The organism is Streptomyces sp. NPDC014676 (assembly GCF_043084105.1).
In the GTDB taxonomy this organism is placed as follows: Bacteria; Actinomycetota; Actinomycetes; order Streptomycetales; family Streptomycetaceae; genus Streptomyces.
The window spans coordinates 60,299-82,916 of record NZ_JBIBZI010000020.1; the positions used below are offsets into that span (position 1 = coordinate 60,299).

Genomic DNA, 22,618 nt, shown 5'->3' on the forward strand with positions numbered 1-22,618 from the left:
AACAGGAGAGGCCACAGTGACTGGGACCAACGCGAGCATGACCCATTTCCAGCGCCCGTCGTCGCAGTTCAAGGAGTACAAGGACCGCTACGAGACGATCGACATGGAGCGCACTTCCGATGGCGTTCTGACGATGCGGTTCCACACCGACGGCGGCCCCCTCCAGTGGAGCCTGCAAGCACACTACGAATTCGAGGACGCCTTCGCGCAGGTAGGACGGGACCGCGACAATGACGTCATTATTCTGACGGGCACGGGCGACGCCTTCAGCGGCCCCGCGATCAAGCCCGGTTCTCACCCGAACCGCAACAGCATGACTCCGTCGCACTACGACCCGATCCTGTGGGAGGGCAAGCACCTGCTCCCCAACCTTCTGTCGATCGAGGCACCGGTGATCGCGGCGATCAACGGTCCCGCGGTGCGGCACGCCGAGATCCCGCTGCTGTCGGACATCGTGCTCGCGACCGATTCCACGTACTTCCAGGACACGGCCCACTTCGCCGGCGGGATGGTCCCCGGAGACGGCATGCACATCGTCATGCCGCTGCTGATGGGGCCCACGCGCGGCCGGTACTTCCTGTACACGGGGCAGAAGATCGAGGCGGCCGAGGCCAAGGACCTCGGCCTGGTCAACGAGATCCTTCCCGAGGACCAACTCCTGGACCGCGCCCGGGAACTGGCCGCGGAGCTGCTGAAGCAGCCCCGGCTCGTCCGCCGGTACACGCGCACCGTGGTGACCGAGACCCTGCGAGGACAGCTGCACGGTCTCCTCGGTTACGGTCTGGCGCTCGAAGGCCTGGCCCGTATGCGCGAGAACTGACCGCCCACCCCGTCAACGACCGAGCGGACTTGAAATCAGGAGCGGATGATGGCCTCCAGTTGGAACAAGTTTTATCGCGGCTACGTCGAGGAGCCCAGTCTGGTGGAAGTGGGAGACGGCATTTACGCCTATCTCCACCATGACGGCAGCTGGGGGCTCAACAACTCCGGTTTCGTCCATTCGGGCCATGAACTCGCGGTGATCGACACCGCGCTCACCGAAGACCGCACCCGCCTGTTCCGTGAGGCGATGACGCGCAGGTCCGGCGTGGAAAAGCCTCAGGTTCTGATCAATACGCATCACCACAGTGATCACACTTTCGGAAACGTGGTTTTCGACGATGCCTGCATCGTGGCCCACCGCCTCTGCCGGGACGCCGTGGTCACGCAAGGACTCAAGCCCACGGACCAGGACCCGGTCGTCCCGTGGGGATCCCTGAAGGTGCGCCCCCCGCAGCTCCTCTTCGACGAGAAGCTGGAACTGTACGTCGGCGATCATCGGGCCGAACTCATCTTCGTCGGCCCGGCCCACACCAACAACGACATCGTGGTCTGGCTGCCCGAGGAACGCGTGCTGTTCGCCGGGGACGTGCTCTTCCACGACGCGACACCGATCACCCACGGTGGCTCCACCGCCGGATCGGTGCGGGCACTCAACACCATGAAGGCCCTCGACCCGCGCGTCATCGTCCCGGGCCACGGCACGGTCTGCGGTCCGGAGGTGCTCGATCAGTGGCTCGGTTACTTCTCCTTCGTCACCGACACGGCGGCCAAGACCCTGGACGCCGGCCTGTCCGTCCTGGAGGCCGCCCGGCAGCAGGACCTCGGCGAGTACGCCGAGTGGCAGCACCCGGAGCGTTTCGTGCTGAATCTGCACCGGGCCTACGAGGAACTCAAGAACGGTCCGGAGGCGGCGTTCGTCGACGAGGCGGCGGCATTCGACGACATGCTGCGGCTCAACCCCTCCTCCTACGGCCACCGCATCATCAAGGACCGTGAGGCCTACATCGACCCGTGCTCCTCGATCGAGCGGGGCGACGCGCCCGTCCGTGACCCGGAAGCGTGAGAGCCGTGAGCACCACCGCCGGGGTTCTCCCGGAGAACTCACCGACACGCGCGGAGATCGAGCGCGCGCGCTGGCCCAAGTACGACGCCTTCGCCTTCATCAGCGGGGGGGTCACGTACCTCGATGACATCGAACCCGCCGGCACCCTGCACATGGCGGTCGTACGAAGCCCCGTGGCCCACGGCAAACTCCTGGGCGTCGACGTCGGTCAGGCTCTCGCCATGGACGGCGTGGTGGCCGCCCTCGACGGCCGGGAGGCCGCCCGGCACCTGGCCCCCATGCCCTACGTCCAGAACCCCGAGGACATCGACGCTCGCACGTTCGGTGTCCCGGCACTCGCGGTCGACGAACTGTGCTGGCTCGGCGAACCCGTCGCCGTGGTCGTCGCCGAGTCCGCGCCTCTCGCCCAGGCCGCCGCCGCCGCGGTGCGCGTGCACTACGAGGAACTCCGGCCCGTCCTGGACCCCGACGAGCTGGGCGTGGACCCGTCCGGTGCCGAGGAGCGATTCGCCGACCTGGTCCTGGCGGCCAACGACTTCACCCGGGGCGACACCGGCAGCGCGTTCGCGTCGGCGCCCCATACCCTGCAGAGCACCGTGCGGATCGCCCGCAGCAGCACGGCGCCGATGGAACCGCGCGGCTACCTCGCGTCCTGGGACGCCGACGGCCGGCTGACCGTGCACGCCTCCCATCAGCAGCCCTTCCAGCTGCGCTGGGAACTCTCCACGGTGCTGCAGATGCCCGAGGACTCGATTCGCGTGGTGGTACCCCAGGTCGGTGGATCGTTCGGTCTGAAGATGACCGGATTCGGTGAGGAGCCCCTCGTCTGTCTCCTCAGCAGGCTGACCGGCCGACCGGTCAAGTTCGTCGAGAGCAGGGCCGAATGCTTCCTCGGGGGAGGACGCGAGCAGATCCACCACGCCGCGGTCGCCTTCGACGACCAGGGCCGCCTCCTCGCCCTGCGCGACCACATCACCATCCCGGTCGGCGCGGCCTCCACCTCGCCCGGCTGGCGCATGGCCTACGTGACAGCGGCCACCTTCCCCAGTGCCTACGACATCCCGGCCGTGGAGATCCGTTCACGCGTCCTTCTGACGAACCAGCCGCCCTGGCATTCCTGCCGCGGCTACGGCAAGGACACCGCCATCGTGGTCATCGAGCGGCTCGTGGACATGGTCGCCGCCCACCTCGGTCTCGATCCCGCCGACGTACGCCGGCGGAACCTGCTGCCGAGCGACCGGCTGCCCCACCGTCTGCCCTCGGGCTACCTCATCGACAGCGGCGACTTCGGCGCCCTCCTCGACCGCGCGCTCACCCTGGCCGACTACCGGCCGGCGAAGGGAACCCGCGCCACGGACCCGGAGGGCGACGTGGTCGAGGGTGTCGGCATCGCCTTCGAGATCACCCCCGAAGGCGGAGGCCATCCCTCGGGCCCGCTGCGCACGGCAGCGCGTCCCACGGCCCCGGTCCCCGAGACCGCCACGGTCTCGGTGAACGCCGACGGCCGTGTCGAGGTGCGCAGCAGCGTCACCAATCCGGGGGGAGGCAACGACACCTCGCTCGCCCAGCTCGCCGCTGACGAACTGGGCACCACCCGCGCGGTGGTCACGGTCGTCCAGGGGGACACCGACCGCGTCCCGCCCGGGACCGGCCATGCCAGCAGCAGGGCGACGGCCGTGGGCGGAGCTGCCGTCGTCCTGGCGGCGCGGGACGTCGCGAGCCGGCTGCGCGCGCGGGCGGCCGAACGGACCGGCGCCCGCCCCGACGAGATCGCCTTCGTCGAGGGACGGGTCGAGGTCGACGGGCGTCCCGTCATGACTCTCGCCGACCTCTGCTCCGACCTGCGCTCCGCCGCCGGCGCGGCGGACCTGGCCGCCACCCGCTCCTACGTCCCGCAGACACAGCGGGGCCTCAACGACAACGAGGAGTACCGCTACACGTACCCGTACGTCTCCAGCGGCGTGTACGTGGCGCGGGTGCTCGTCGATCTGGCCACGGGGAAGACCACGATCACCGGCCTGGTCGCGGTGCACGACTGCGGAAGGGTCATCAACCCCACCCTCGTGGAGGGCCAGATGCACGGCGCCATGGCTACGGGAGCCGGCCTGGCCCTCTTCGAGGAGAGCCTGTCGGACGCTGACGGCAGCCCTCTCACCAGCACCTTCAAGCACTACCTGCTGCCCCGTGCCAACGACCTGCCGAGCATGGTCGTCGAGCACATCGAGACGCCGTCGCCGCACACCCTGCTCGGTGCCAAGGGTGCCGGTGAAGCGGGGGTGGGCGGCACGATGGCCGCTGTGCTCAACGCCGTGGCGAACGCGCTCGGCCCCGGCTGCCCGCCCCCTACGGCGCTGCCCCTGACCCCGCCCCGGGTCCTCGACCTGCTCGCCCGCGCGCACGGGGGTACCGAGTCATGAGCGACCGGCGGATCGTCCGACCGCGCACCGTCATCGAGGCCACGACCGCGCTGGCGGAGGTGGAGGCGAGAGACGGGCGCGCCCTCGTCGTCGGCGGCGGCACCATCGCGGTCCCCCGACTCACCCGGCGCGAAGTGGATCCCACTGACATCGTCGACCTGGGTGACTTGGAGATCCCCCGCATGTGGCACGACGAGGACACCGTTCGTCTCGGCCCCGCCGCCAGCTATCAGTCACTTCTCGACACACCGTGTGCCGAGCGGTACATGCCCCTCCTCCACCTGATGGCCAAGGGCATCACGGGCGGGATCCAGATCCGCAGTCAGGGCACGATCATCGGGTCGCTGGTCTGCGCACGCCCGTACTCGGACGCGCCGGCGGTCCTCGTCGCCCACGCCGCCCACGTCACGCTCGCCTCATCGCGCGGCACCCGCACGATGTCGGCCGAGCAGTTCCTGGCCGGTCCCGAACATCCGGACCTGCGTCCCGACGAACTGGTCACCGAGGTCGTTCTCCCGCTCCGCCCCGAGGCCGTGGCGCACGGCTACTACAAGCTCAAGTTCGCGGAGTCCTCCTGGCCCGTCGTGACCTGTTCCTGCACCGTCCTGGCGGACGGAACGGCCGAACTCACCCTCGGCGGAGTCCTGGGGGTGCCTTGGAAGATCCACGTGTCCGTCGGCGTGGCGAACGATCCGCGCCGGCTGCGGGATGCCCTGGAAGACCGTATGTCCGCCTTCGCCGAGGACGACTTCTGGGCGGACATCCGAGCGGACGGCTCGTACCGGCGCCGAGTCGCCGCCACCGTCGCGTCGCGCGCATCGCGGCACGCCTTCGCGCGGCTCCCCTCAGGAATGGAGCAACCATGAGCAGCGAGGAAGTCACCTTCACCCTCAACGGCAAGCCCGCTCATGCCGAGATCGACGACGCCGAAACGCTGGTCGACTCCCTGCGCGGCAGGTGCGGTGTCGCCGGGGTGAGGGTGGGGTGCCGGAACGGCGACTGCGGCAGCTGCACGGCCATGGTCGACGACGAGTGCGTCAAGACCTGCCTCATGCTCGCCGGCCGGGCGCGCGGGTCCGAGATCGTCACCCTCGAGGGCCTCGGCACCCTCGACCGCCCCCACCCGGTCCAGATCGCCTTCATGGAGCAGTACGCGTTCCAGTGCGGTTTCTGCCTTCCGGGCATGGTCTTCTCGACGATCAGCCTGCTTGCGCGCATCCCGCACCCGGACGAGACGGAGATCCGGGACGCGCTGAGCGGAAACCTGTGCCGGTGCACCGGCTACGCGAACATCGTCAAGGCCGTCCAGCGCGCCGCCACCATGGTCGCCGCAGGCGATCACGAAGATTTCTGACACCGCCTTTCCCCCTCATATGGCCGGCGGTCCCGTAGCGACAGCCGCTGCCCCGCCTTGCATTTCCGTATGAGACCGGACGGCGAGTCTCAGATACACCAGCACCGTGTAGGAGCAGAAAAAGCGCAGTACCACCCGCATGCCGGAAAGACGAGTAATTCTGATGTCCGGCGTACTCCCGAAAGATGGGGCCAGGATCATGCAGACCCGTGAGACCACAGTACGCGAGAGAGAGAAAGTCACCCGCCCGCAGTTCCTTGCGTGGCTCACCGCGTTCGCGGGGTGGCTTTTCGACTACTACGAAATCGCGCTCATGACGTTCCTGATCGTGCCGATCGCGGCGGAATTCGGACTCTCGTCGCAGCAGACCGCACTCCTGCTCTCGCTCCAACTGCTGGGCATAGCGGTCGGAGGCGTCGTTTTCGGGTACCTCGGAGACCGGATCGGACGCCGTCGCGTCCTGATGATCACCATCGTGGTCTTCGGCGTGTTCACGCTGGCCCGCGCCTTCGTGACCGACTACAACATGCTCGTCGTATTCGGCATCCTCGCCGCGATCGGACTGGGCGGAGAATTCGGAGTGGGCCAGTCTCTCGTCTCGGAAGCCATGCCGGCGAGCAAGCGTGGCTGGTGGGGTGCCGCCCTCTACAGCGGGGTGGGGCTCGGTCTGGCCCTGGCCGCTCTGGTCGGCGGATACCTTCTTCCCGCCATCGGCTGGCGCTGGGTCTTCGCCGTGTCGTGTCTGCCCATCCTCCTGGCGATCCTGGCGCGGTTCGCTGTTCCCGAGTCCGACGAGTGGGAAGCGCAGTCTCGTGGCGAACGTGTGTCGACCGACTGGAAGCTGGTGCGCTCGAAGCTCTTTCTCAAGCCTTTCTTCCTCTGCCTCATGGCCTGCGCTGTCGAGTTCTTCGCCTTCTACGGTGTTGCCGCTCTGCTGCCCAAGTATCTGATCGAGGTGCAGGGTTTCAGCTTCGGCAAGGCTGCCTGGTGGACGGTGACCGTCGGTCTTTCGATCTTCTTGGGGTCGGTGACCTGCGGCTTCCTCGCCGACCGCATCGGACGTCGTCTCACCTGGTCCGTCATGGCGTCCATCGCCGCCGTCGGGAGCGTCCTGCTCGGTATCGTCCTGGAGACCGACGCCAAGGGTTTCCTGAGCCTGCCGCCGATCTTCATCATGTACTTCGGCACCGGCGTGGCCGCGGCCTTCGGCCTGGTCTTCTCCGAGCAGTTCCCGACCCGGGTCCGTTCGCTGGGCGTCGGCAGTTCACTGCAGCTCGGGCGAGGGCTCTCGTTCTTCCCGCCGCTCATCGCCGCCGCCGTCTACCCGGTGTACGGATACGGAATCCTCGTCTTCTCGGGAGCCGCTCTCTTCGCCATCCTCGCCGTCATGGGATGGGCGTTCAAGGAGGGGCGCGGCCGGGCCATGGCTGACATCGAGGCCGATTTCGCCACCAGTTGACAGAGCGGTCGTTCGGTTTGCGGCACCGAGGGGAGCTGCCGCAAACGCACACGGACCGCACCCGCGACGAAGAGACCACTCGGGCAGCGGCCCGCGTGAGAACAGGAAGAGCGGCAGTGCTGGACATCGCCGACGAGTTGAACCGGTGGGTAGAGCGGGGACTCGACTTCGCCGTGGCGACAGTGGTCGCTGTCAGCGGCAGCGCGCCGCGGCAGCCGGGCGCGGCCCTCGCGGTCGACAGTGCGGGAACCATCATCGGATCGGTTTCCGGCGGCTGTGTGGAGGGCGCCGTCTACGAACTGTGCCGTGAGGCGCTCGAGGACGGACGCGCCCGCCTGGAGCGATTCGGCTACAGCGACGCCGAAGCGTTCGCCGTCGGCCTGACCTGCGGCGGCGTCGTCGACATTCTCGTGACGCCGGTTCGGTCCGGGGACCGAGCGGTGCGCGACGTGCTGGAAACCGCTCTGACGGCGGCCGCGTCCGGACAGGCGGTGGCACTCGCGCGGATCGTGGCCGGGCCGGCCGGACTCATGGGCCGGGCCTTGCTGGTGCGTCCCGACGGCCGTCGGGAGGGCGGCTTCGGCGCCCACCCAGAACTCGACCGCACCGTCGCCGGCGAGGCACTCGCCCTCCTCGACGCCGGCCGCAGCGCCACCCTGGAGATCGGAGAAGAGGGCTCCCGCTGCGGCGCCCCCCTCAGGCTCCTCGTCGAATCCTCGGTACCGGCACCGAGGATGATCGTCTTCGGCGCGATCGACTTCGCGTCGGCACTCGTCCGGATGGGCAAATTCCTCGGCTACCACGTCACCGTGTGCGACGCGCGCCCCGTGTTCACGACCGCCGCCCGGTTCCCCGACGCGGACGAGATCGTCGTCGAGTGGCCGCACCACTACCTCGAACGCACGGACGTGGACGCTCGCACGGTCCTGTGCGTCCTCACCCACGACCCCAAGTTCGACGTGCCCCTGCTCCACCTCGCGCTGCGGCTGCAGGTCGCCTACGTGGGTGCCATGGGATCCCGCCGAACCCACCTCGACCGCAACGAGCGCCTGCGTGAGGCGGGCCTCACCGATACGGAGTTGGCCCGGCTGCGCTCCCCGATCGGCCTCGACCTCGGGGCCCGCACCCCGGAGGAGGTAGCGGTGTCCATCGCCTCGGAGATCGTGGCGACCCGGCGCGGAGGCAGCGGAGTCCCGCTCACTGGGGGGCAGGTTCCCCTGCACCACGACGACGCGCTGACGAGCCGACGCGCAGGCAGGCCATGGCCATGTGCGATTCCAGCCGGTGTCCTCACCACTGCCGACGCTCCCTGACCGGTCCGCGCCGGCTCGCCGGGATGGCTGCGCCCCGCCGACCGGGATCGACGGGGCGAGCCGGACGCAGGGCCGTCTCCCACAGGGTGGAGACCTCGGACTTGCGGGCGCGCAGCGCGTCACCGTTGACGCTGGGCAGGTCGCGCCGGACGGTCGCGCCCGAACCGCGCAGCGAACTCTCCGGGAAGGACCGTCCCTTGTCGTAGCTGACGATCAGCGGCACGCTGGAGCGGCCGGCGTCGTCGTGCTGCGAACGCACCAGTCGCGTCACGTCGAACAGCCGCCGGTCCACGATCCCCTGCGCGATCAACGGTCCGGCGTCGCGCGGCAGGACGTACGAATGGTCCGCGCACCCGGGGGAGGTACCCACCACCGGCCCGGACCTCCGGCCGGTCCGGACACGGCTCGACCTGTTGACCCCGGGGCTGCCGCGCGAGCTCAAGAGCACGGGGGGCACTGCGCGACCAACCGATCGCGTGCGCGGTGCGACTCGCGGTGGCCACCGCATCGGGAGCCGTTTCCGCAAGGCTGGACAGACTTCACCGCGAGGCGCTCACCGAGGCGATGCAGTCCGTGTGCGCTGCCCCGCGCACCGGCTGACCGCGTCCGCGAGCGGAACGTGGCCGGACAGGCCGTGACCGACGGGCCACGGCACTCGTGGACACCGGCCGGCACACCGGCCCAGATGTCCGGACTGCGCTCGGACCGGTTCCTCGCCGACGGCACGTTCCGGCGGAGGCCGTGCGCCGGGGCGCCCGCCCGGCCGCGGAGGGCCGGCGGGCGCCCCGTGGTGACGTCGCCGTTCCCCGGGGACGCGGGACTCGCTCAGCTCGCGGCGGCCTGCTCGCGGAGGTGGCCGGAGGGCAGGACGTCGCGTCCCGGGTCGTCGGGCAGCCGGATGCCGAACTGGGTGGCCATGATGTCGCTGATGAGCTCGTAGCAGGTCCCGATGCGGACGACCTCCATCGTGCTGAAGTCGATCATGGTCGACGAGCGCCGGTAGTGGTGGTACTTGCGAAGCCCATAGTCGATCACCAGGTCCACGGCGTCCAGGATCGGCTGCTGAATGTCCTGCACGCGGAACTTGGTGCCGGTGCCGGTGAGGTTGGCCGACGAGCCGAGCAGCGGAATCCCGGCCCTGTGGGTGAGGCGGACGACCTCGTCCTGAAAGCGGCCGCCGTTGACGAGGATCGCGAGCGTGTCCCCGACCGTACTGGCGGCCAGCGTCTCGGACTCGACCGCCGCGACGACGGGATGGTCGGCCCGGAAGGGCGCGATGACGGCGAGCGGCAGACCGGCGTCGATGGTGACCGCGTCGACGATTTCCTGCTCCATGCGACCCAGTCGGTGCACCTCGCGGTGCAGCTCATAGTTGCCGACCATCGCGTGCCGCTTGTGCGGTGCGCGGCGCTTGGCGACGAACAGCCGGTGCAGTGCCTCCGACGAGCTCGCGCACGCCCCGTATCCGATGTCACCGGGAAGGATGGCCGCGCCGCCCGCCGTGATCGTTTCGAGGACACGCTTCGCGTCAGCCTGGATGTCGTGCCTGCCCATTCGAGCCTCCTTGCTCGTAGCGCGGGACGCTTGCCCGCATCCCGGACCGGTGCCTGGTGCACGCACCGGTAGCCGTTCCGGTGTACACAGGTCACCTGGAATCAGACGAGGAAGAGCATCCGTCTTTTACCGCTTCGTGGCAAGGGGTACCACGATGCAGTTTCCATGAGGCGTACGTGCGACTTCCCCGAGGCCGAACGTGATGCCGCCGCACAGCTCGGCAACGCCGGGAGCGCGCACGCCCTCATCGGGCATACCGGACGCCCCGGCGCACCCCGCAGCCGCCGGAGCCGTGACGGCGGACTCCAACGCCCCTACCGTGAGGCCCCGTCGTCAAGGGGGGCACGGACGGACGCGAGGGCCTCCGGCAGCAGGTCACGGAGGGGGCGCCTCTCGCGCGGTTGCAGGTGCGGAGCGAGCCGCGCGAGCGCTCGGCGCTCCGCGAGGTCGTTCGGATCCGCGCCTCGGGAGCTGTCCGAGGCACGGATCCGTTCGTCGCGGCCACGAGCGGAGGCGGCATGTCCGACCGGTACGGCTCAGCTGGTCGGTGGCCACCGGGACGGCCGCCGCAGGCGTGCGCCGCTCGGTTGCGCCTGGCCGCGGTCGCCGCCTCACGGCCTGCGCCGCAGGCGGTTGCACGGACCGGACCGCAGCGGGTCCGAGACGTGCGCGGCCGGCACGATGGCCGGGCGGTCCGTCCGGACGATCAGGGTTCACTCGCGGGATCGTTGATCGGCGGCCTGACGATACGACGGGTCCACCCCGTCTTTGCACGGTGGGGCGGATGGCCGGTGGCCATCTCCCCTCAGTCGCAAAGGAACCGCATGTCTCTCCCCCGCTGGTTGGCCGTCGCCGCGGCCTTCACCGGACTCACGACACTGACGATGTCGACCGGTTCGTCGCAGGCAGCGGCGACCGTGGACGGCACCCGCATCAACGAACTCCAGGTGATCGCCACGCACAACAGCTACCACCGTGAGCTCTCCGGTGCTGAACAGCGTGCTCAGATGGAGGTGGACCCCGGAGCGAGCAACCTGTTCTACTCTCACGCGCCGCTGGCCCAGCAGCTGGACGAGCAGGAGGTCCGCTCGATCGAACTCGATGTCGTACCCGATCCGAAGGGCGGCCTGTACCGCTGGCCGCTGGTCCGCAAGGACGCCGGACTCCCGCCGCTCGAGGACCCGGCCTGGGAAAAGCCCGGTACGAAGGTCTTCCACATGGTCGACGCGGACTACAACACCACCTGCGTCCAGTTGACCGAGTGCCTGAAGCAGGTCCGCGGCTGGTCGCAGAAGAACCCCGGGCATGTCCCACTGCTGATCATGCTGGAGTTCAAGGCCAGCGAGGACCGCTTCGAACGGCTGGGCGGCGTCGAGAGCGCACCGTGGGAGGAGTCGGCCTTCCGGACGCTCGAGCGTGAGATCCGCTCGGTCTTCGACGCCCGGCACCTGATCACTCCCGACGACGTCAGGCGGCCCGGCCTGACTCTCGAGCAGTCGGTCCTGAAGCACGGCTGGCCCACGGTGGCCCGGTCGGCCGGCAAGGTGATGTTCGCGATGGACAACACCAACGACGTCCGCACCGCCTACCTGGCCGGCCACCCGAACCTCGAAGGGCGCGTGCTGTTCACCGACTCCCAACCGGGCACTCCCTCGGCCGCTTTCATGAAGCGCAACGACCCGCTGGGCGCGAACGCGGCCGAGATCTCGTCGTTGGTCGAACGCGGATACATCGTGCGCACCCGTTCCGACGTACCGATGGGCACGGTTCTCAACCGCGACACCGCGATGCGTGAGGCGGCGCTCGACAGCGGTGCCCAGATCGTCTCCACCGACTTCCCGGCGGCCGGCATGTCCGCTCGTTACGACCGCGACTTCTTCGTCTCCTTGCCAGGCCCGCACGCCGCACGCTGCAACCCGGTGTCCGCCCCGAAGAACTGTCGTCACGAGAGACTGGAGCACTGAGGCATTCCGCGAGCACCGCCTTGCCACGGGATGTGCGGCCGCACGCCGCGCGGAGGGGCACACATCCCGTGCCCGGCGGCACCTTCGGCACATGCCCACCCGGACGCCGCGGCCCTCAGTCGTGGTGGCTCGGCATCGAGGCCCGATCCGGGATTCTGCTTCCGGGCGTGCCGCGGCGTTGGTGACGCGGCCGCAGGGGAACGCCCTGACCTTCCAGGGCCTGCGGGACGCACGGCAGTTCGCGACCGCGCCGGGCGGCCCCGTGCTGGTCGCGGCACAACGCGGCTGAACACAACGCGGCGGGTCACGGCACCGGCGGTGTCCCGACCCCGGCCGAGTGCCGGGCAGAACCGGACCCTACGGTGCCGCCGGACACCCGACGCGGCGGCACCGCCCCTACGCCCACACGCCCGTCGCGGACCGTGAGGCGGCGGCGCCACTCCCTCCGGACGCCGGGCGGCGCTGACGGCCGACGACGTAGACTGCTGGCCGTGGAATCGGCCGTGACCGGCGATGGAACCTCCGGACTCGCCATTCTGGGTGCCACGGAGCTGGCGTCCGAGCCGGAGCTGGAGGCCGGGCTCACGGAGTCGGTTCACCGGATGCTGACGGACCTGGTCCGCGGCGGTGCCGCGTTGGGCTGGGTCGAACCGCCTTCACGCGACGAGGTGGCGGCACTCCTCGATGATGTCGTCACCGCGGCGCGTTCCGGGGATGCCGCGATGCGTGTGGCTTACCTCGACCGTCGGCTCGCCGGATGGGGGTACTGGCTCCGCTACGGCCGGCCGACGCACCGTCCGCACGCCGACATGGAGAAGCTCGCAGTGGACTCCACCGCTCATGGCCGCGGCATCGGCCGGGCGTTGACCACCGCCTTGATCGCCGACGCGCGGGAGGCGGGGATCGAGGTCCTCACCCTGGACGCCCGTGGCGACAACACCGCCGCCCTGCGCCTCTACCGGTCGCTGGGCTTCACGGAGTACGGCCGTCTGCCGGACTTCGTCGCCGTCGGCGAACGGCGCTACGACAAGGTCTTCTGCATGCTGGACTTCCGTAGGCGAGGCTGATCACCTCGGCGCACGGAGTTCGGTGCCCTCCCAGCGGCAGAGGCGCTTCGGCCGGGCTCACATCGCCGTCTGTCCGCAGACCCACGCAGAACTCGGTGCGGTGCCGGTGAGGTTGGCCGGGGAGCAGAGCAGGGGCAGCCCCGGCCGGGACCATGGCGAGCACGCCTCGCGTCAGCGTGATCGTCGTGCCTCTCGTCCGGGCCTCCTGACTCGCCACACGGAACACTCCGCCGCAATCCGGTACGCCGAGCCAGCACCTCCTCGACAGTCGTGGAAGATGTGCCGTTTGTATTGACTCCGCTGAAACCCAGCCTCTACTTTGGCGCTTCCTCGTGGCAAGGGTTGCCACGATGTGGCCATCGGAGCACGCCATGCGACGAAGCCTCAGGGCACGAGCCGCCGTCGTCCTGTCATCACTGCTCGTCCTCTCGGGTTGCGGCGGAGGTGGAAGCCAGAAAGCCGACCCCAAGGACCCGGTGACGATCGACGTGGCCGTGCTGGCAGCCACGGAGTTCTACGTCGTCCCCTGGCTGGTCGGCCAGAAGCAGGGGTTCTTCGCCGAGCGGGGAGTGGTCGTCGAGAACATCGTCGCCGGCAGCGGTGGCAGCGCGACACTGCGGACCCAGCTCTCCGGCGGCATGCCCATCGGCGAGATCGGCTACAAGTCGGTCCTCGACGCGTGGTCGGAGGACATCCCGGTGCTCACGGTCGGAGGCGGCGCGCAGGGTCCCTACGGGGGCGACTTCTACGCGCTCGCCGACAACGACCGTGTCGACGAACTCCGCGACATCAAGAAGTGGGCCTACACCAACCCCGGCTCCTCGGTCTACGCGCTGTCATTCCTGCTCCCGAAGGCGGCGGGGCTCCCTACGAAGGCCGAGCGCGTCGCCGCGGGCGGGGTCGGCGAGGGCGCGGCCCTGCTCGAAGCGGGCACCGTCGACGTGGCCTGGTTGCCGCCGTCACTGGCGAGCCGCAACGAGGGCAAGTTCAAGAAGGTCGTCTCGACCGGCGAGTACATCACCGACTTCCAGCAGAGCGTCATCACCACCAGCCCGGAATACGCCAAGGAGCACCCGGATGTGGTGCGAGGTGTCCTCGCCGGCTGGCAGGAGGCGACCCAGTGGATCGCCCAGAACCCGGACGCCGCCGCGAGAATCTACGCCGAGCACGTCGACCTTCCCGTCAAGGCGGCGGCCTCGGTGGTCGAGGGCGCCATCGCCTCGAAGGTGTGGAACGTGGGCTTCAACCCCGCAGCACTGAAGCGCGGCACCGAGGCCGCGGTCGTCAGCGGGTTCGAGGGCGACGTCGAGTACTGCGCGTTCATGGACGCTTCGTACCTGCCCGGCGGGGCCTCCACCGAACTGCCGGCCAAGTGCGGCACATGACGCGCAAGGCGTCACCGGACCCCGGCCCACGCACCACCGGACACCACTCCCAGCCGGAGAGGCGTGCACGGCAAACTGCCCACCGCGGGCGCTGAACCCGCCGGAACCGCGCAGGTCGGGGCAATGGGCATTGTCCGGGCCTTCGGGCCGGTACGGGCGCTCGAACCCGTCGACCCGCGCGGTCCGCGTCGGCGACTCGCGCGGTTGCGCAGCGACCGGAAGTCATGAACACGTAAGCCCGTGTGGATCGTCCGGCCGGCGCTGCAAAGGTGTGTCACGGGTCGTATCAGGCGGGTCGCCGGTGCGGTGCGGCCAGGTCATGTCCGCGATGCCATGCCCGGACGTCCCGCATTCAGCGACACCCTTTGACGCGTGCCGTTGGAACCACCCCGTCGCAGCGGTCCGGACGGAGCGCAGGGGGTAAACCGATGGCCTGCCCGGCGGGTGGCGTGGAAGTCTTCGCCGTCATGGACGCAGACGTGTGGAACGAGCAGGTCGCGCGAGACTACGACAAGTCGTCCGCCCAGATGTACGCGCCCGAAGTCCTCGGTCCGACAGTCTCCTTCCTCCAGCGCAGAGTGGGCCGGAACCCGGCCTCGGAGTTCGCGGTCGGCACGGGGCGCGTCGCTCTTCCGCTGAGCGCGCGAGGCGTTCGTGTCGCCGGCATCGAGAAGTCGCGGCCTGCGGCTCAGGAACTGGGCGGGAAGCCCGGCTCCGGTGAGGTGCCCGTGGCCATCGGAGACATGGCGACGTGTCGGGTCCCTGGCGTGTTCAGCCTCGTCTACCTCTGGCCTTGCGCAGTGCTCCGCCCTTCAGGGAGGAGGTGAGGCGCATCCTTGGCCCGGACCCGCGCGGCGGCGGGGTTCGCCGCGTGGCTTCTCCGACGGTCAGACGGGTCGCTTCCGCTGCTCGATGTACTGCTTGACCACGGTCAGTGGTGCACCGCCGCAGGACCCGGCGAAGTACGAGCCGGACCAGAAGTGTCCGCCCCACAGGTATCGCCGGACATGGCTGTCGTACTCCTTGCGCAGCAGCCGGGCGGACACGCCCATGAGGGAGTTGACCAGCGGACCCGGAGGCGGCCGCGGCCCGGTCCGGCGACGACCGCACCGAATCCTGGGGCTACGGCGAACGCGTCCGCGACGAGGAGGAGTTCCACGCCCGGTTCGCCGGCCTCACCGGAGTGCTCCTCGGCGACCGTGACATGTTCGGCTACTGCTACACCCAGCTGACCGACGTCTTCCAGGAACGCAACGGCATCCACCGCTTCGGCCGCAGCTCCAAGCTCGACACCGAGCGCGTCCGCACCGCACAGCAGCGCCCCTCGGCGATCGAGGAACCGGCGGAGGACTGACCCCGCTCACGCCTCCTTCAGCGGTGTCCTCGCCCGCCCGTGCACGACGCCCGTGGTCGCTCCGGCAGACCACGGGCGTCAACGCGCGGCCGCGAAGGGGGCCGCGGTTCCGGCCTGTTTCCCGAAGGACGAGGCGGCCGACGAAGGTGGCGACGACCGGCCGTGCGTCACACGGCCGGGTCCGTGTCGGGCCGCCCGGGCCTGTGGGCCCCTCGCCCCGCTCGACGGAAATCCGCCGGCACCGGGAAAGGGGCCCACGGGGGTCCTCCCGCGGCTAGGGCAGCCTGCCCGTCGCGTAATACGCCCGGCACACCGACCCCTCGAAGTCGGTGGCGATCTGGAGGACTCGCTTGCCGTCCGCCGAGGGCAGCAGCGGGGAACTGTAGTTCTGGCAGTAGTTCACCTCAGGGTTCGGCACGGTCACCGGTGCGTCGATCGCGACCCACGCGCCCTTGCCGTTGCGCGAGTTGGTGAGAATCGTGCGTCCGCTGCCCGCGTTGAGCGTGCCGTCCCGGTTGAGCAGGCGCTGCCCGATCAGCAGGATGCGCCCGTTGCCCCCGCCGCCCGGGGTGGGCGCCCACGCGATGGTGGGGGTGGCGCGGAAGTACCTGCCGTCCGCCGTCTCGGGGCGGATGCCGAGGTCGGTGGGGTTGCCCCAGTTCCAGCCGTCGGTGGAGGTGCGGTAGTGCACGACGCACTGGTACTGGCCGCCGGGGTTGCAGATCTCGTAGCTCATGAAGTAAGTGCCATTCGGCAGCCGTCGTACCACCGGCATGCCGGGCCGGTCGGGTGCCCGGGTGCTGGCCACGGTGTCGTGGTGCCCTTGCCAGTTCACCCCGTCGTAGCTGCGTGCCGCGACGAGTTTCTGGCTGTGCGCGGGGTCGGTCTCGTCGGAGTAGTGGCAGACCAGGGCGCCGTCGGCGGCCACGGAGAACTCCGGTTCCCACAGCCCGCCCGTACCGCCGGCGACGGCGCAGGACGACAGGTAGGACCAGGTGCGGCCGACGTCCTCGCTGCGCCAGATCCGCAGTGCCATACGGCGGTCCGGTTCGTCCTGCCCGGCGGAGGAGGCCCACAGCAGGGTGCCCGCGCGCAACGCGCCCACGCGGCGCGGCAGTTCGAACAGGGTGGCACAGCACAGTCCCTGGCCTGCCGCGGAGTCGGGATCGGCGACCCGGCCGACCTCGCGGAAGGTCGCCCCGGAGTCCGTGCTCTCGTGGATCGCTCCGATGCCGTTGTCGCCGTCGAAGGTGACGGCACTCGCGAGGACGCGCCCGTTGGCCGCACCGTTGTGCGCGAGCCGGATGACCCGCGGATACAGGCCCGTTCCGTCTCGCAGTGGCGTTCCGGTGGCCGTGGGGGTGACAGGGCGGGAGGCCCTCGCCTCGGAAGCAACGGGCGAGGGGGCGGCGGGAGTGGCTGCGAGCAGGCCGAGTACGCCGGTCAGTGCGAGCACGAGGATCCAGTGCCGTCCGAGGGCAGGCCGAAGTCTCAGGATCACCATGGTGTTCCTTTCGGGTGGGGAGACGCGGGTCAGGCTAAAGCGCAATGTACATCGATGTAAACGGGTGGGAGCCAAGCCGTTCGCCGGGAGCCGACCGGCCTATGGCACAGCGTCGAGGAGGCCTGCGGGGGCGGGCGAACGAGACCGGGGCGGACCTTGAGCCCACGCGGCCCGGGGCCGGGACGCACCGTCCGCAGCCCGGCGGGGCGCCGTTCCTCTTCGCCAGGAAGGCGGGCCCACCCTCAAGGCGGGCCCCGGACCGGACTCCGTCAGGGTCCTGCGCGAGGTGGGGGGACTCATGGCAAGCAGAGTCGAGGCGATCGTGGTGGGCGCGGGTGTCGTCGGGTCGTCGGTCGGATGCGAGCCGGCGCCGGCCACGGGGTTGTCGTCGTCGATCGACATGGCGGCCGATGCCTGGCCCGTGTCGACGAGTGCGTCCAGCGCGATCGTGCGGTTCGCCTGCTCGACGTGCGACGGCATAGCGCTCGTCCGGGAGGCCCACCAACTGCCGGCGGGCGCGCGGGCGGAGCATCCGGGCGGGTCCGGGGGCCGTCTCGCGTCGCTGCACAGGGTGGGTGCCGCCATGCTCGACGCGCCCGTTATGCGTCGACGATCCGATGCCGGCCGCGCAGAATCTCGTCGACGCCGGCATGGGGCCGGAGATGCGGGACGACGGCCCGCGCCGACTGCTCGTCGGCGGCCAGCTTCTGCTCGGCCTGCGCGCCGTCGGCGTCACCCCACGGGACATCACGGACGTCGTCTGCACACATCTGCACGCCGATCACTGCGGCTGGCTGTTCGACAAGGACGCCGCTCCGGTCTTCACCCGTGCCGGCATCTGGTTCGGCGCCCACGACTGGAACCACTTCGTCGCCGATCCCGACGTCTGGATGTTCGACCACATTCGGCATGGTTTCCGCGCCGCATCCGAACGCGGCGAACTGCTGCGCCCGGTCAGCCACGACACCACCATCGCCCCCGGCGTCACCCTGACCATGACTCCTGGACACACTCCCGAGCACCTCAGCGTCGTCGTCGCCTCACAGGGACGCCGGGCGCTGCTCCTGGGTGACGCCATCGTCTGCCGCGTGCGACTCGACGAACCCACCTGGCAGTCGATCGGCGATGTCGACCCGGACCCTCGCGCGACGGATCCGCGAGCGATTGTTCCGGGAACTCGAGGACGGCACGACCCTCGGCGCCGGGGCGCACTTCCCCGAGCTCCGGTTCGGGCGCGTCCTCGCCGGACAGGCACGGCGCTGGCCGGCCTGACCGTGAGGCGAGGCGGTTCCCCGGTCTCCTGCGCACTCGGCCCGGACAGCTCCTCGAAGCGCCTCCTCATAGTCATAAAACTGATTAGTCATTTTCTAGACTATGATGGGGTGCTCCGCAACGCTACACAGGCATGCGAGGAACGGATCCATGGCACTACGCCACGCCGTGCTGGCGGCGCTGCTCGACGGGGAGTTCAGCGGCTACCAACTGGCCAAGGCTTTTGATGTCGGTGTGGCCAACTTCTGGTACGCCCGTCCACAGCAGTTGTACGCCGAGCTGACCCGGTTGGAGAGAGACGGGCTGGTCGCGGGCCGAGAGGTGCCGCAGGACGGCCGGCCGAACAAGCGGCTGTTCCATGTGACCGAGGCCGGCCTGGCAGAGCTGGAGGCCTTCACGGCCGCCTCGGCCAAGCCCGCCTTCGTCCGCGACGACCTGCTGGTCAAGGTGCAGGCCGCCGACCGTGTCGACGTCGACGACCTCGTCGCCCAGCTCAGCGAACGTGCCCGCATCGCCCAAGCCAAGATCGACCTGTTCGAGAACCTGCTCCACCGTCTGCGCGGTGAGCGTACGGAGACGGAGTTCCTGCGCCACGGCGACCGCGTGGGCCCCTACTTGACCTGCCTGCGGGGCGTGGCCTTCGAGCGGGAGAACCGGGACTGGTGCACCCGCACGATCGCCGTACTGGAAGAGAGGCGGCAGGTCCATGCCCGGCACTGAAGCGGTGTACCTGCGCTACGTCGCCCTGGGTGACAGCCAGACCGAGGGGGTCGGCGACGGTGACGACACGACCGGCCTGCGTGGTTTCGCCGACCGCCTCGCCGAACAGCTGGCCCGGCACGAGCCGTCTCTGCAGTACGCCAATCTGGCCGTGCGGGGCCGCCTCGCCGCGCAGATCCACGCCGAACAGCTGGCCCCCGCCCTCGCCCTGCGGCCCGACCTGGCCACCGTCGTCGCGGGCGTCAACGATCTGCTGCGGCCCCGTTTCGACGCCGACGAGGTCGCCGGTCACCTGGAGGCCATGTTCGCCGCGCTCACCGCCCAGGGTGCCCGCGTGGCCACGATCACCGTGCCGGATCTCGCGCGTATCAGCCCGCTCGCACGTCCTCTCGTCCCGCGTGTCACCGCGCTCAACCAGCGCATCCGGCAGGCCGCCCACCGCCACGGGGTGACCGTCGCCGAGACGGCCCTGCACCCCGTGGCCGGTGACATCCGCATGTGGAGCTCCGACCGTCTCCACGCCAGTTCCCTCGGCCATCAGCGCATCGCCGCCGCACTCGCCCACGCCCTCCGGCTCCCCGGAAGCGACGACACGTGGACGCACCCGCTCCCCACGGCCCCGCTGTCCACCGGCTGGCAGACCGCCACCACCGAACTCCGCTGGCTGGCGGGCTTTCTGGGGCCTTGGCTCACCCGCCGGTTGCAGGGACGCTCGTCGGGAGACGGCCGGACGGCCAAGCGTCCCGTTCTCCTCCCCGTACGTGCGGACGGCAGTACTGCGACAAGGGCCGACACCCACTGACGCCCGCTACCGGCCGGCCCGATCGGACGGCTCGGCGGGCGACTGGCGGGCAGGACACTCGCGACGACCGGTCGCCGGCTACGGGCTTTTCCGCGGCGCCGGGCCGCGGCACGGGCCATGGGCCCGGCGCCGTACCGGTCACCAGCGCACGGGCAGGCTCCGCACCCCGCGCATCAGCACACCCGGAAGCCATTCCCCCGGCTGTCCGTCCAGAGCGAGATCCGGGGCGCGCTCCAGCAGGGACCGAAGCGCCACTCGGGTCTCCAGGCGTGCCAGGGGTGCGCCGAGGCAGTGGTGGATCCCGTGGCCGAACGCGACGTGGCCACGGGTGTCACGCCGGATGTCGAAACGGTCCGGGTCGGGGAAGCGGTCCGCGTCGCGATCGGCGGCCGCCAGTCCGACCAGGACCCACTCCCCTCGCGTGATCCGGACTCCGGCGATCTCCAAGGGTTCGGCAGCGAACCGGTACGTCGCCGTCTCCACCGGGCCCTCGTACCTGAGCGCTTCTTCGACCGTGCCGTCGAGAAGGCTCATGTCGGCGCGGAGGGCGGCCAGTTGCTCGGGGTGGGTGAGCAGGGCGTGGACGGCGTTGGTGATGAGGTTGACCGTGGTCTCGTGGCCGGCGAGCAGCAGGACGAAGGCCATGCCCCGCAGTTCGTCCCGCGAGAGCCGGTCGCCGTCCTCCGCCGTGGTGCGGATCAGGTCGCTCAGCAGATCGGTGCCGGGCGGGCTGACGCGCTTGTCCTCGATGAGGTCGTCGAGATGGTCGGCGAGCCGCACGAAGGCCGCGCGGAGGTTCCCCGGGTCGGCCGGCACCACCACGTCCGAGGAGATCTTGCGGAACTCGGTGCGGTCCATCTCGGGGACGCCGAGCAGCTCGCAGATCACGGTGATCGGCAGCGGATAGGCGAAGGACCCGATCAGGTCGGCGCGGCCCCACGGGAGCATCGTGTCGAGGAGTTCGTCGGTGATCTGCTGGATCCGCGGCCGCAGTCCCTCGATGCGGCGGGCCGTGAACGCGCGCGTGATCAGGTTGCGCAGCCGGGTGTGCCGAGGCGGATCCGCGGTCAGCAGATGCTTGCCGATCAGTTCCTCGTCGATGGGGGTGAACCCGATCCTCGAGCTGTCCTTGGCCAGCCGTGGATCGGCGAGCGCGGCGCGCGCCTCCTCGTGCCCCACAATGAACCACAGCTCCTGGGCGGCGCCCGGTTCCGGCAGCCGTACTCGGTGCACCGGACCGCGTGCTCGCAGGCGCGCGTACACGGGATGCGGGTCCTCACGGAATGTTTCGCCGAACTCCCCGAGGTCAACGACGTCCGTCATGTGACTCTCCTTTCACTTGGTGGTCCTTCTCCTTGTCGTCCGCGCTCACGGCGGCGTTCGTTCGCACGGCGCTGCCCAACCGCCTCGTCACAGGGTTCGGAGTCGGTCGCGGGGCCGGCCGGGCGACAGCCCTGGTGCGCGCCCGTCAGGCTGCGGAGCCCATGCGCCGCCGGGCCCACTCCTCGAAGCCGGTGAGCGGGAGACCGAGGTCCCTCGCGTACTGCGGGCGGGCCGGCTGGCCGACAACGTCGTACAGCTCGTGCGCGGCACCCATCGGCGGCATCCCTGCGGCGATGGCCTCCGTCTCGGTCGTGCCGGGCGCGGACAGCGGTACTCCCGGCACGCGGGTGAGGATCTCCGCGATACGGGTCATCGACAGGTAGTCGCTCGCCAGTTCCAGTTCCGCCTTGTCGAACCGCTCCGGCGCGCTGATGGCCGCGGCGGTCGCCGTGCCGATGTCCTCCACCGCGGCGAGGGACATCGTGGTGCCGGGTTTCACGACGCTCACCGGACCGCCCTCGATGCCGCACGGGAAGCAGAACCTCGTGGACGGCAGGAACTCGTCCGTGAAGAAGCCCGGCTTGAGCAGGGTCCAATGGGGAAACCCGGCTTCACGCAGGCGGTCCTGGATCCTGCTCTCGGCGGAGTGGTAGGGCTCCATCTGCTCCCGCGTCCTCCGGTCCAGGCCCGCATGACGGAATCGCGGTCGAGGAGATCGCCGATTGACGAGATCGGCGCCGAAGGCCTCGATGGTCTGGGCCTGCGCGTTGGCGGGGTCGCGCACCAGGGCGTGGACAGGCACTCCCGCCGCCAGCGGGGCCCGGGCCGTGGCCCCGCCCTGCCGGCCGGTGGCACCGGTGACAGGGACGGGTGCGGATCTGCTGGACATGGTCGGTCTCCCTCAGGATGGCGACGGACGTGGGAGGGCACCTGGCCCTGGACTCCTAAGGCCCCGGAGTCGGCGGACGATGGCGGGACGCGGACCCCGCCCGACACCGGCAGGTCTGGATCCGCCTGTCGCGCCCCGCGGTCATGGTCACCGGGTTCGAAGGCGGGTCCCGAATCGGGGTGGCCGGATGAAACGGAGGGCGTACGACGCCGGCCTGGGCAGCCCGTTCGCAAGACCACGGCTTTCCCGAGTAACGCTAGCGAGCGCCCCCCTTCCGGTCAATACCGAACGTTCTACCTCACGCTCTGCTAGCCTGACGGACGAGCACGGCTCCACAGAGACGACGTGGCGCCCGG

Annotated in this window: 19 protein-coding genes and 3 pseudogenes; 16 read left to right on the plus strand and 6 right to left on the minus strand. The window is 70.0% G+C overall.

Annotation, left to right across the window (positions count from 1 at the left end; translation table 11 throughout):
- Nucleotides 1–37: 37 nt before the first annotated feature.
- The 7 genes from ACF1DX_RS35605 (at nt 38) to ACF1DX_RS35635 (ending at nt 8,428) form a co-directional block, all read left to right on the plus strand.
- The gene (locus ACF1DX_RS35605; RefSeq protein ID WP_344537097.1) at nt 38–820 is read left to right on the plus strand and encodes an enoyl-CoA hydratase/isomerase family protein; all 783 of its coding nucleotides are present in this window, start codon (nt 38–40) and stop codon (nt 818–820) included.
- Between the two features lie 48 nt (nt 821–868).
- On the plus strand, nt 869–1,885 hold the full coding sequence (locus ACF1DX_RS35610; protein ID WP_391795290.1) for an MBL fold metallo-hydrolase: 1,017 nt from the start codon (nt 869–871) through the stop codon (nt 1,883–1,885).
- A 5-nt stretch (nt 1,886–1,890) separates the two neighbouring features.
- Entirely contained in the window at nt 1,891–4,302 is a 2,412-nt protein-coding gene (locus ACF1DX_RS35615; protein WP_391795291.1) for a xanthine dehydrogenase family protein molybdopterin-binding subunit, read from the plus strand.
- Nucleotides 4,299–5,168 (plus strand): FAD binding domain-containing protein, encoded by an 870-nt coding sequence (locus ACF1DX_RS35620; protein WP_391795292.1) that lies wholly within the window; start codon nt 4,299–4,301, stop codon nt 5,166–5,168. The genes ACF1DX_RS35615 and ACF1DX_RS35620 overlap by 4 nt, the downstream gene beginning before the upstream one ends.
- A complete protein-coding gene (locus ACF1DX_RS35625; protein ID WP_391795293.1) occupies nt 5,165–5,656 on the plus strand; it encodes a (2Fe-2S)-binding protein in 492 nt (163 codons plus the stop codon). Before ACF1DX_RS35620 ends, ACF1DX_RS35625 begins: the two co-directional genes overlap by 4 nt.
- Nucleotides 5,657–5,855: 199 nt before the next feature.
- Complete coding sequence (locus tag ACF1DX_RS35630; protein WP_391795294.1) at nt 5,856–7,115, plus strand: MFS transporter; 1,260 nt, start codon at nt 5,856–5,858, stop codon at nt 7,113–7,115.
- 116 nt (nt 7,116–7,231) lie between these two features.
- On the plus strand, nt 7,232–8,428 hold the full coding sequence (locus tag ACF1DX_RS35635) for an XdhC family protein (RefSeq protein ID WP_391795295.1): 1,197 nt from the start codon (nt 7,232–7,234) through the stop codon (nt 8,426–8,428).
- Here ACF1DX_RS35635 and ACF1DX_RS35640 read toward each other — a convergent pair.
- Together ACF1DX_RS35640 and ACF1DX_RS35645 are read right to left on the minus strand one after the other, a co-directional pair.
- Entirely contained in the window at nt 8,406–8,798 is a 393-nt protein-coding gene (locus ACF1DX_RS35640) for a hypothetical protein (RefSeq protein WP_391795296.1), read from the minus strand. The genes ACF1DX_RS35635 and ACF1DX_RS35640 overlap by 23 nt on opposite strands.
- 455 nt (nt 8,799–9,253) lie before the next feature.
- Nucleotides 9,254–9,982: a Sua5/YciO/YrdC/YwlC family protein gene (locus ACF1DX_RS35645; protein WP_391795297.1), complete on the minus strand. Its 729-nt coding sequence runs from the start codon at nt 9,980–9,982 to the stop codon at nt 9,254–9,256.
- Between the two features lie 824 nt (nt 9,983–10,806).
- On the opposite strand from ACF1DX_RS35645, the gene ACF1DX_RS35650 reads away from it, so the two are divergent.
- The 4 genes from ACF1DX_RS35650 to ACF1DX_RS35665 all read left to right on the plus strand — a co-directional run bounded on the left by ACF1DX_RS35650 (nt 10,807) and on the right by ACF1DX_RS35665 (nt 15,225).
- Complete coding sequence (locus ACF1DX_RS35650) at nt 10,807–11,946, plus strand: phosphatidylinositol-specific phospholipase C1-like protein (protein WP_391795298.1); 1,140 nt, start codon at nt 10,807–10,809, stop codon at nt 11,944–11,946.
- Between the two features lie 503 nt (nt 11,947–12,449).
- Entirely contained in the window at nt 12,450–13,013 is a 564-nt protein-coding gene (locus ACF1DX_RS35655) for a GNAT family N-acetyltransferase (protein WP_391795299.1), read from the plus strand.
- A gap of 371 nt (nt 13,014–13,384) precedes the next feature.
- On the plus strand, nt 13,385–14,398 hold the full coding sequence (locus ACF1DX_RS35660) for an ABC transporter substrate-binding protein (protein ID WP_391795300.1): 1,014 nt from the start codon (nt 13,385–13,387) through the stop codon (nt 14,396–14,398).
- Between the two features lie 449 nt (nt 14,399–14,847).
- Nucleotides 14,848–15,225, plus strand: a complete 378-nt coding sequence (locus tag ACF1DX_RS35665) for a hypothetical protein (RefSeq protein ID WP_391795301.1) — start codon at nt 14,848–14,850, stop codon at nt 15,223–15,225.
- Between the two features lie 60 nt (nt 15,226–15,285).
- Here the strand turns inward: ACF1DX_RS35665 and ACF1DX_RS35670 are convergent.
- A pseudogene (locus ACF1DX_RS35670) lies at nt 15,286–15,468 on the minus strand (transposase); the annotation flags it as partial.
- Between ACF1DX_RS35670 and ACF1DX_RS35675 the strand changes: the two are divergent.
- Nucleotides 15,468–15,752: pseudogene (locus tag ACF1DX_RS35675) on the plus strand (beta-galactosidase); the annotation flags it as partial. The pseudogenes ACF1DX_RS35670 and ACF1DX_RS35675 sit on opposite strands and share 1 nt — an antisense overlap.
- A 274-nt stretch (nt 15,753–16,026) precedes the next feature.
- Here ACF1DX_RS35675 and ACF1DX_RS35680 read toward each other — a convergent pair.
- A complete protein-coding gene (locus tag ACF1DX_RS35680) occupies nt 16,027–17,256 on the minus strand; it encodes a sialidase family protein (protein ID WP_391795302.1) in 1,230 nt (409 codons plus the stop codon).
- Between the two features lie 662 nt (nt 17,257–17,918).
- On the opposite strand from ACF1DX_RS35680, the pseudogene ACF1DX_RS35685 reads away from it, so the two are divergent.
- The 4 genes and pseudogenes from ACF1DX_RS35685 to ACF1DX_RS35700 form a co-directional block, all read left to right on the plus strand.
- A pseudogene (locus ACF1DX_RS35685) lies at nt 17,919–18,278 on the plus strand (MBL fold metallo-hydrolase); the annotation flags it as partial.
- 103 nt (nt 18,279–18,381) lie between these two features.
- On the plus strand, nt 18,382–18,528 hold the full coding sequence (locus ACF1DX_RS35690; RefSeq protein ID WP_391795333.1) for a hypothetical protein: 147 nt from the start codon (nt 18,382–18,384) through the stop codon (nt 18,526–18,528).
- Between the two features lie 150 nt (nt 18,529–18,678).
- Nucleotides 18,679–19,248, plus strand: a complete 570-nt coding sequence (locus tag ACF1DX_RS35695; protein ID WP_391795303.1) for a PadR family transcriptional regulator — start codon at nt 18,679–18,681, stop codon at nt 19,246–19,248.
- Entirely contained in the window at nt 19,235–20,050 is an 816-nt protein-coding gene (locus ACF1DX_RS35700; protein WP_391795304.1) for an SGNH/GDSL hydrolase family protein, read from the plus strand. Before ACF1DX_RS35695 ends, ACF1DX_RS35700 begins: the two co-directional genes overlap by 14 nt.
- 138 nt (nt 20,051–20,188) lie before the next feature.
- Here ACF1DX_RS35700 and ACF1DX_RS35705 read toward each other — a convergent pair whose 3' ends face one another.
- Together ACF1DX_RS35705 and ACF1DX_RS35710 are read right to left on the minus strand one after the other, a co-directional pair.
- Nucleotides 20,189–21,373 carry a cytochrome P450 gene (locus ACF1DX_RS35705; protein ID WP_391795305.1) on the minus strand — a complete coding sequence of 395 codons (1,185 nt, stop codon included), beginning with the start codon at nt 21,371–21,373 and terminating at the stop codon, nt 20,189–20,191.
- Between the two features lie 145 nt (nt 21,374–21,518).
- Nucleotides 21,519–22,262, minus strand: coding sequence for an NmrA family NAD(P)-binding protein (locus ACF1DX_RS35710; RefSeq protein ID WP_391795306.1), 744 nt, complete (start codon nt 22,260–22,262; stop codon nt 21,519–21,521).
- Nucleotides 22,263–22,618 lie beyond the last annotated feature (356 nt).

Bases quoted from the DNA above. Each gene is read 5' to 3' on its own strand.
- ACF1DX_RS35710 (WP_391795306.1), bottom strand. From the start codon at position 22,262: ATGTCCAGCAGATCCGCACCCGTCCCTGTCACCGGTGCCACCGGCCGG.
- ACF1DX_RS35610 (WP_391795290.1), top strand. From the start codon at position 869: ATGGCCTCCAGTTGGAACAAGTTTTATCGCGGCTACGTCGAGGAGCCC.
- ACF1DX_RS35700 (WP_391795304.1), top strand. From the start codon at position 19,235: ATGCCCGGCACTGAAGCGGTGTACCTGCGCTACGTCGCCCTGGGTGAC.
- ACF1DX_RS35605 (WP_344537097.1), top strand. From the start codon at position 38: ATGACCCATTTCCAGCGCCCGTCGTCGCAGTTCAAGGAGTACAAGGAC.
- ACF1DX_RS35625 (WP_391795293.1), top strand. From the start codon at position 5,165: ATGAGCAGCGAGGAAGTCACCTTCACCCTCAACGGCAAGCCCGCTCAT.
- ACF1DX_RS35695 (WP_391795303.1), top strand. From the start codon at position 18,679: ATGGCACTACGCCACGCCGTGCTGGCGGCGCTGCTCGACGGGGAGTTC.
- ACF1DX_RS35660 (WP_391795300.1), top strand. From the start codon at position 13,385: ATGCGACGAAGCCTCAGGGCACGAGCCGCCGTCGTCCTGTCATCACTG.
- ACF1DX_RS35645 (WP_391795297.1), bottom strand. From the start codon at position 9,982: ATGGGCAGGCACGACATCCAGGCTGACGCGAAGCGTGTCCTCGAAACG.
- ACF1DX_RS35630 (WP_391795294.1), top strand. From the start codon at position 5,856: ATGCAGACCCGTGAGACCACAGTACGCGAGAGAGAGAAAGTCACCCGC.
- ACF1DX_RS35650 (WP_391795298.1), top strand. From the start codon at position 10,807: ATGTCTCTCCCCCGCTGGTTGGCCGTCGCCGCGGCCTTCACCGGACTC.
- ACF1DX_RS35620 (WP_391795292.1), top strand. From the start codon at position 4,299: ATGAGCGACCGGCGGATCGTCCGACCGCGCACCGTCATCGAGGCCACG.
- ACF1DX_RS35690 (WP_391795333.1), top strand. From the start codon at position 18,382: ATGTCGACCCGGACCCTCGCGCGACGGATCCGCGAGCGATTGTTCCGG.
- ACF1DX_RS35705 (WP_391795305.1), bottom strand. From the start codon at position 21,373: ATGACGGACGTCGTTGACCTCGGGGAGTTCGGCGAAACATTCCGTGAG.
- ACF1DX_RS35680 (WP_391795302.1), bottom strand. From the start codon at position 17,256: ATGGTGATCCTGAGACTTCGGCCTGCCCTCGGACGGCACTGGATCCTC.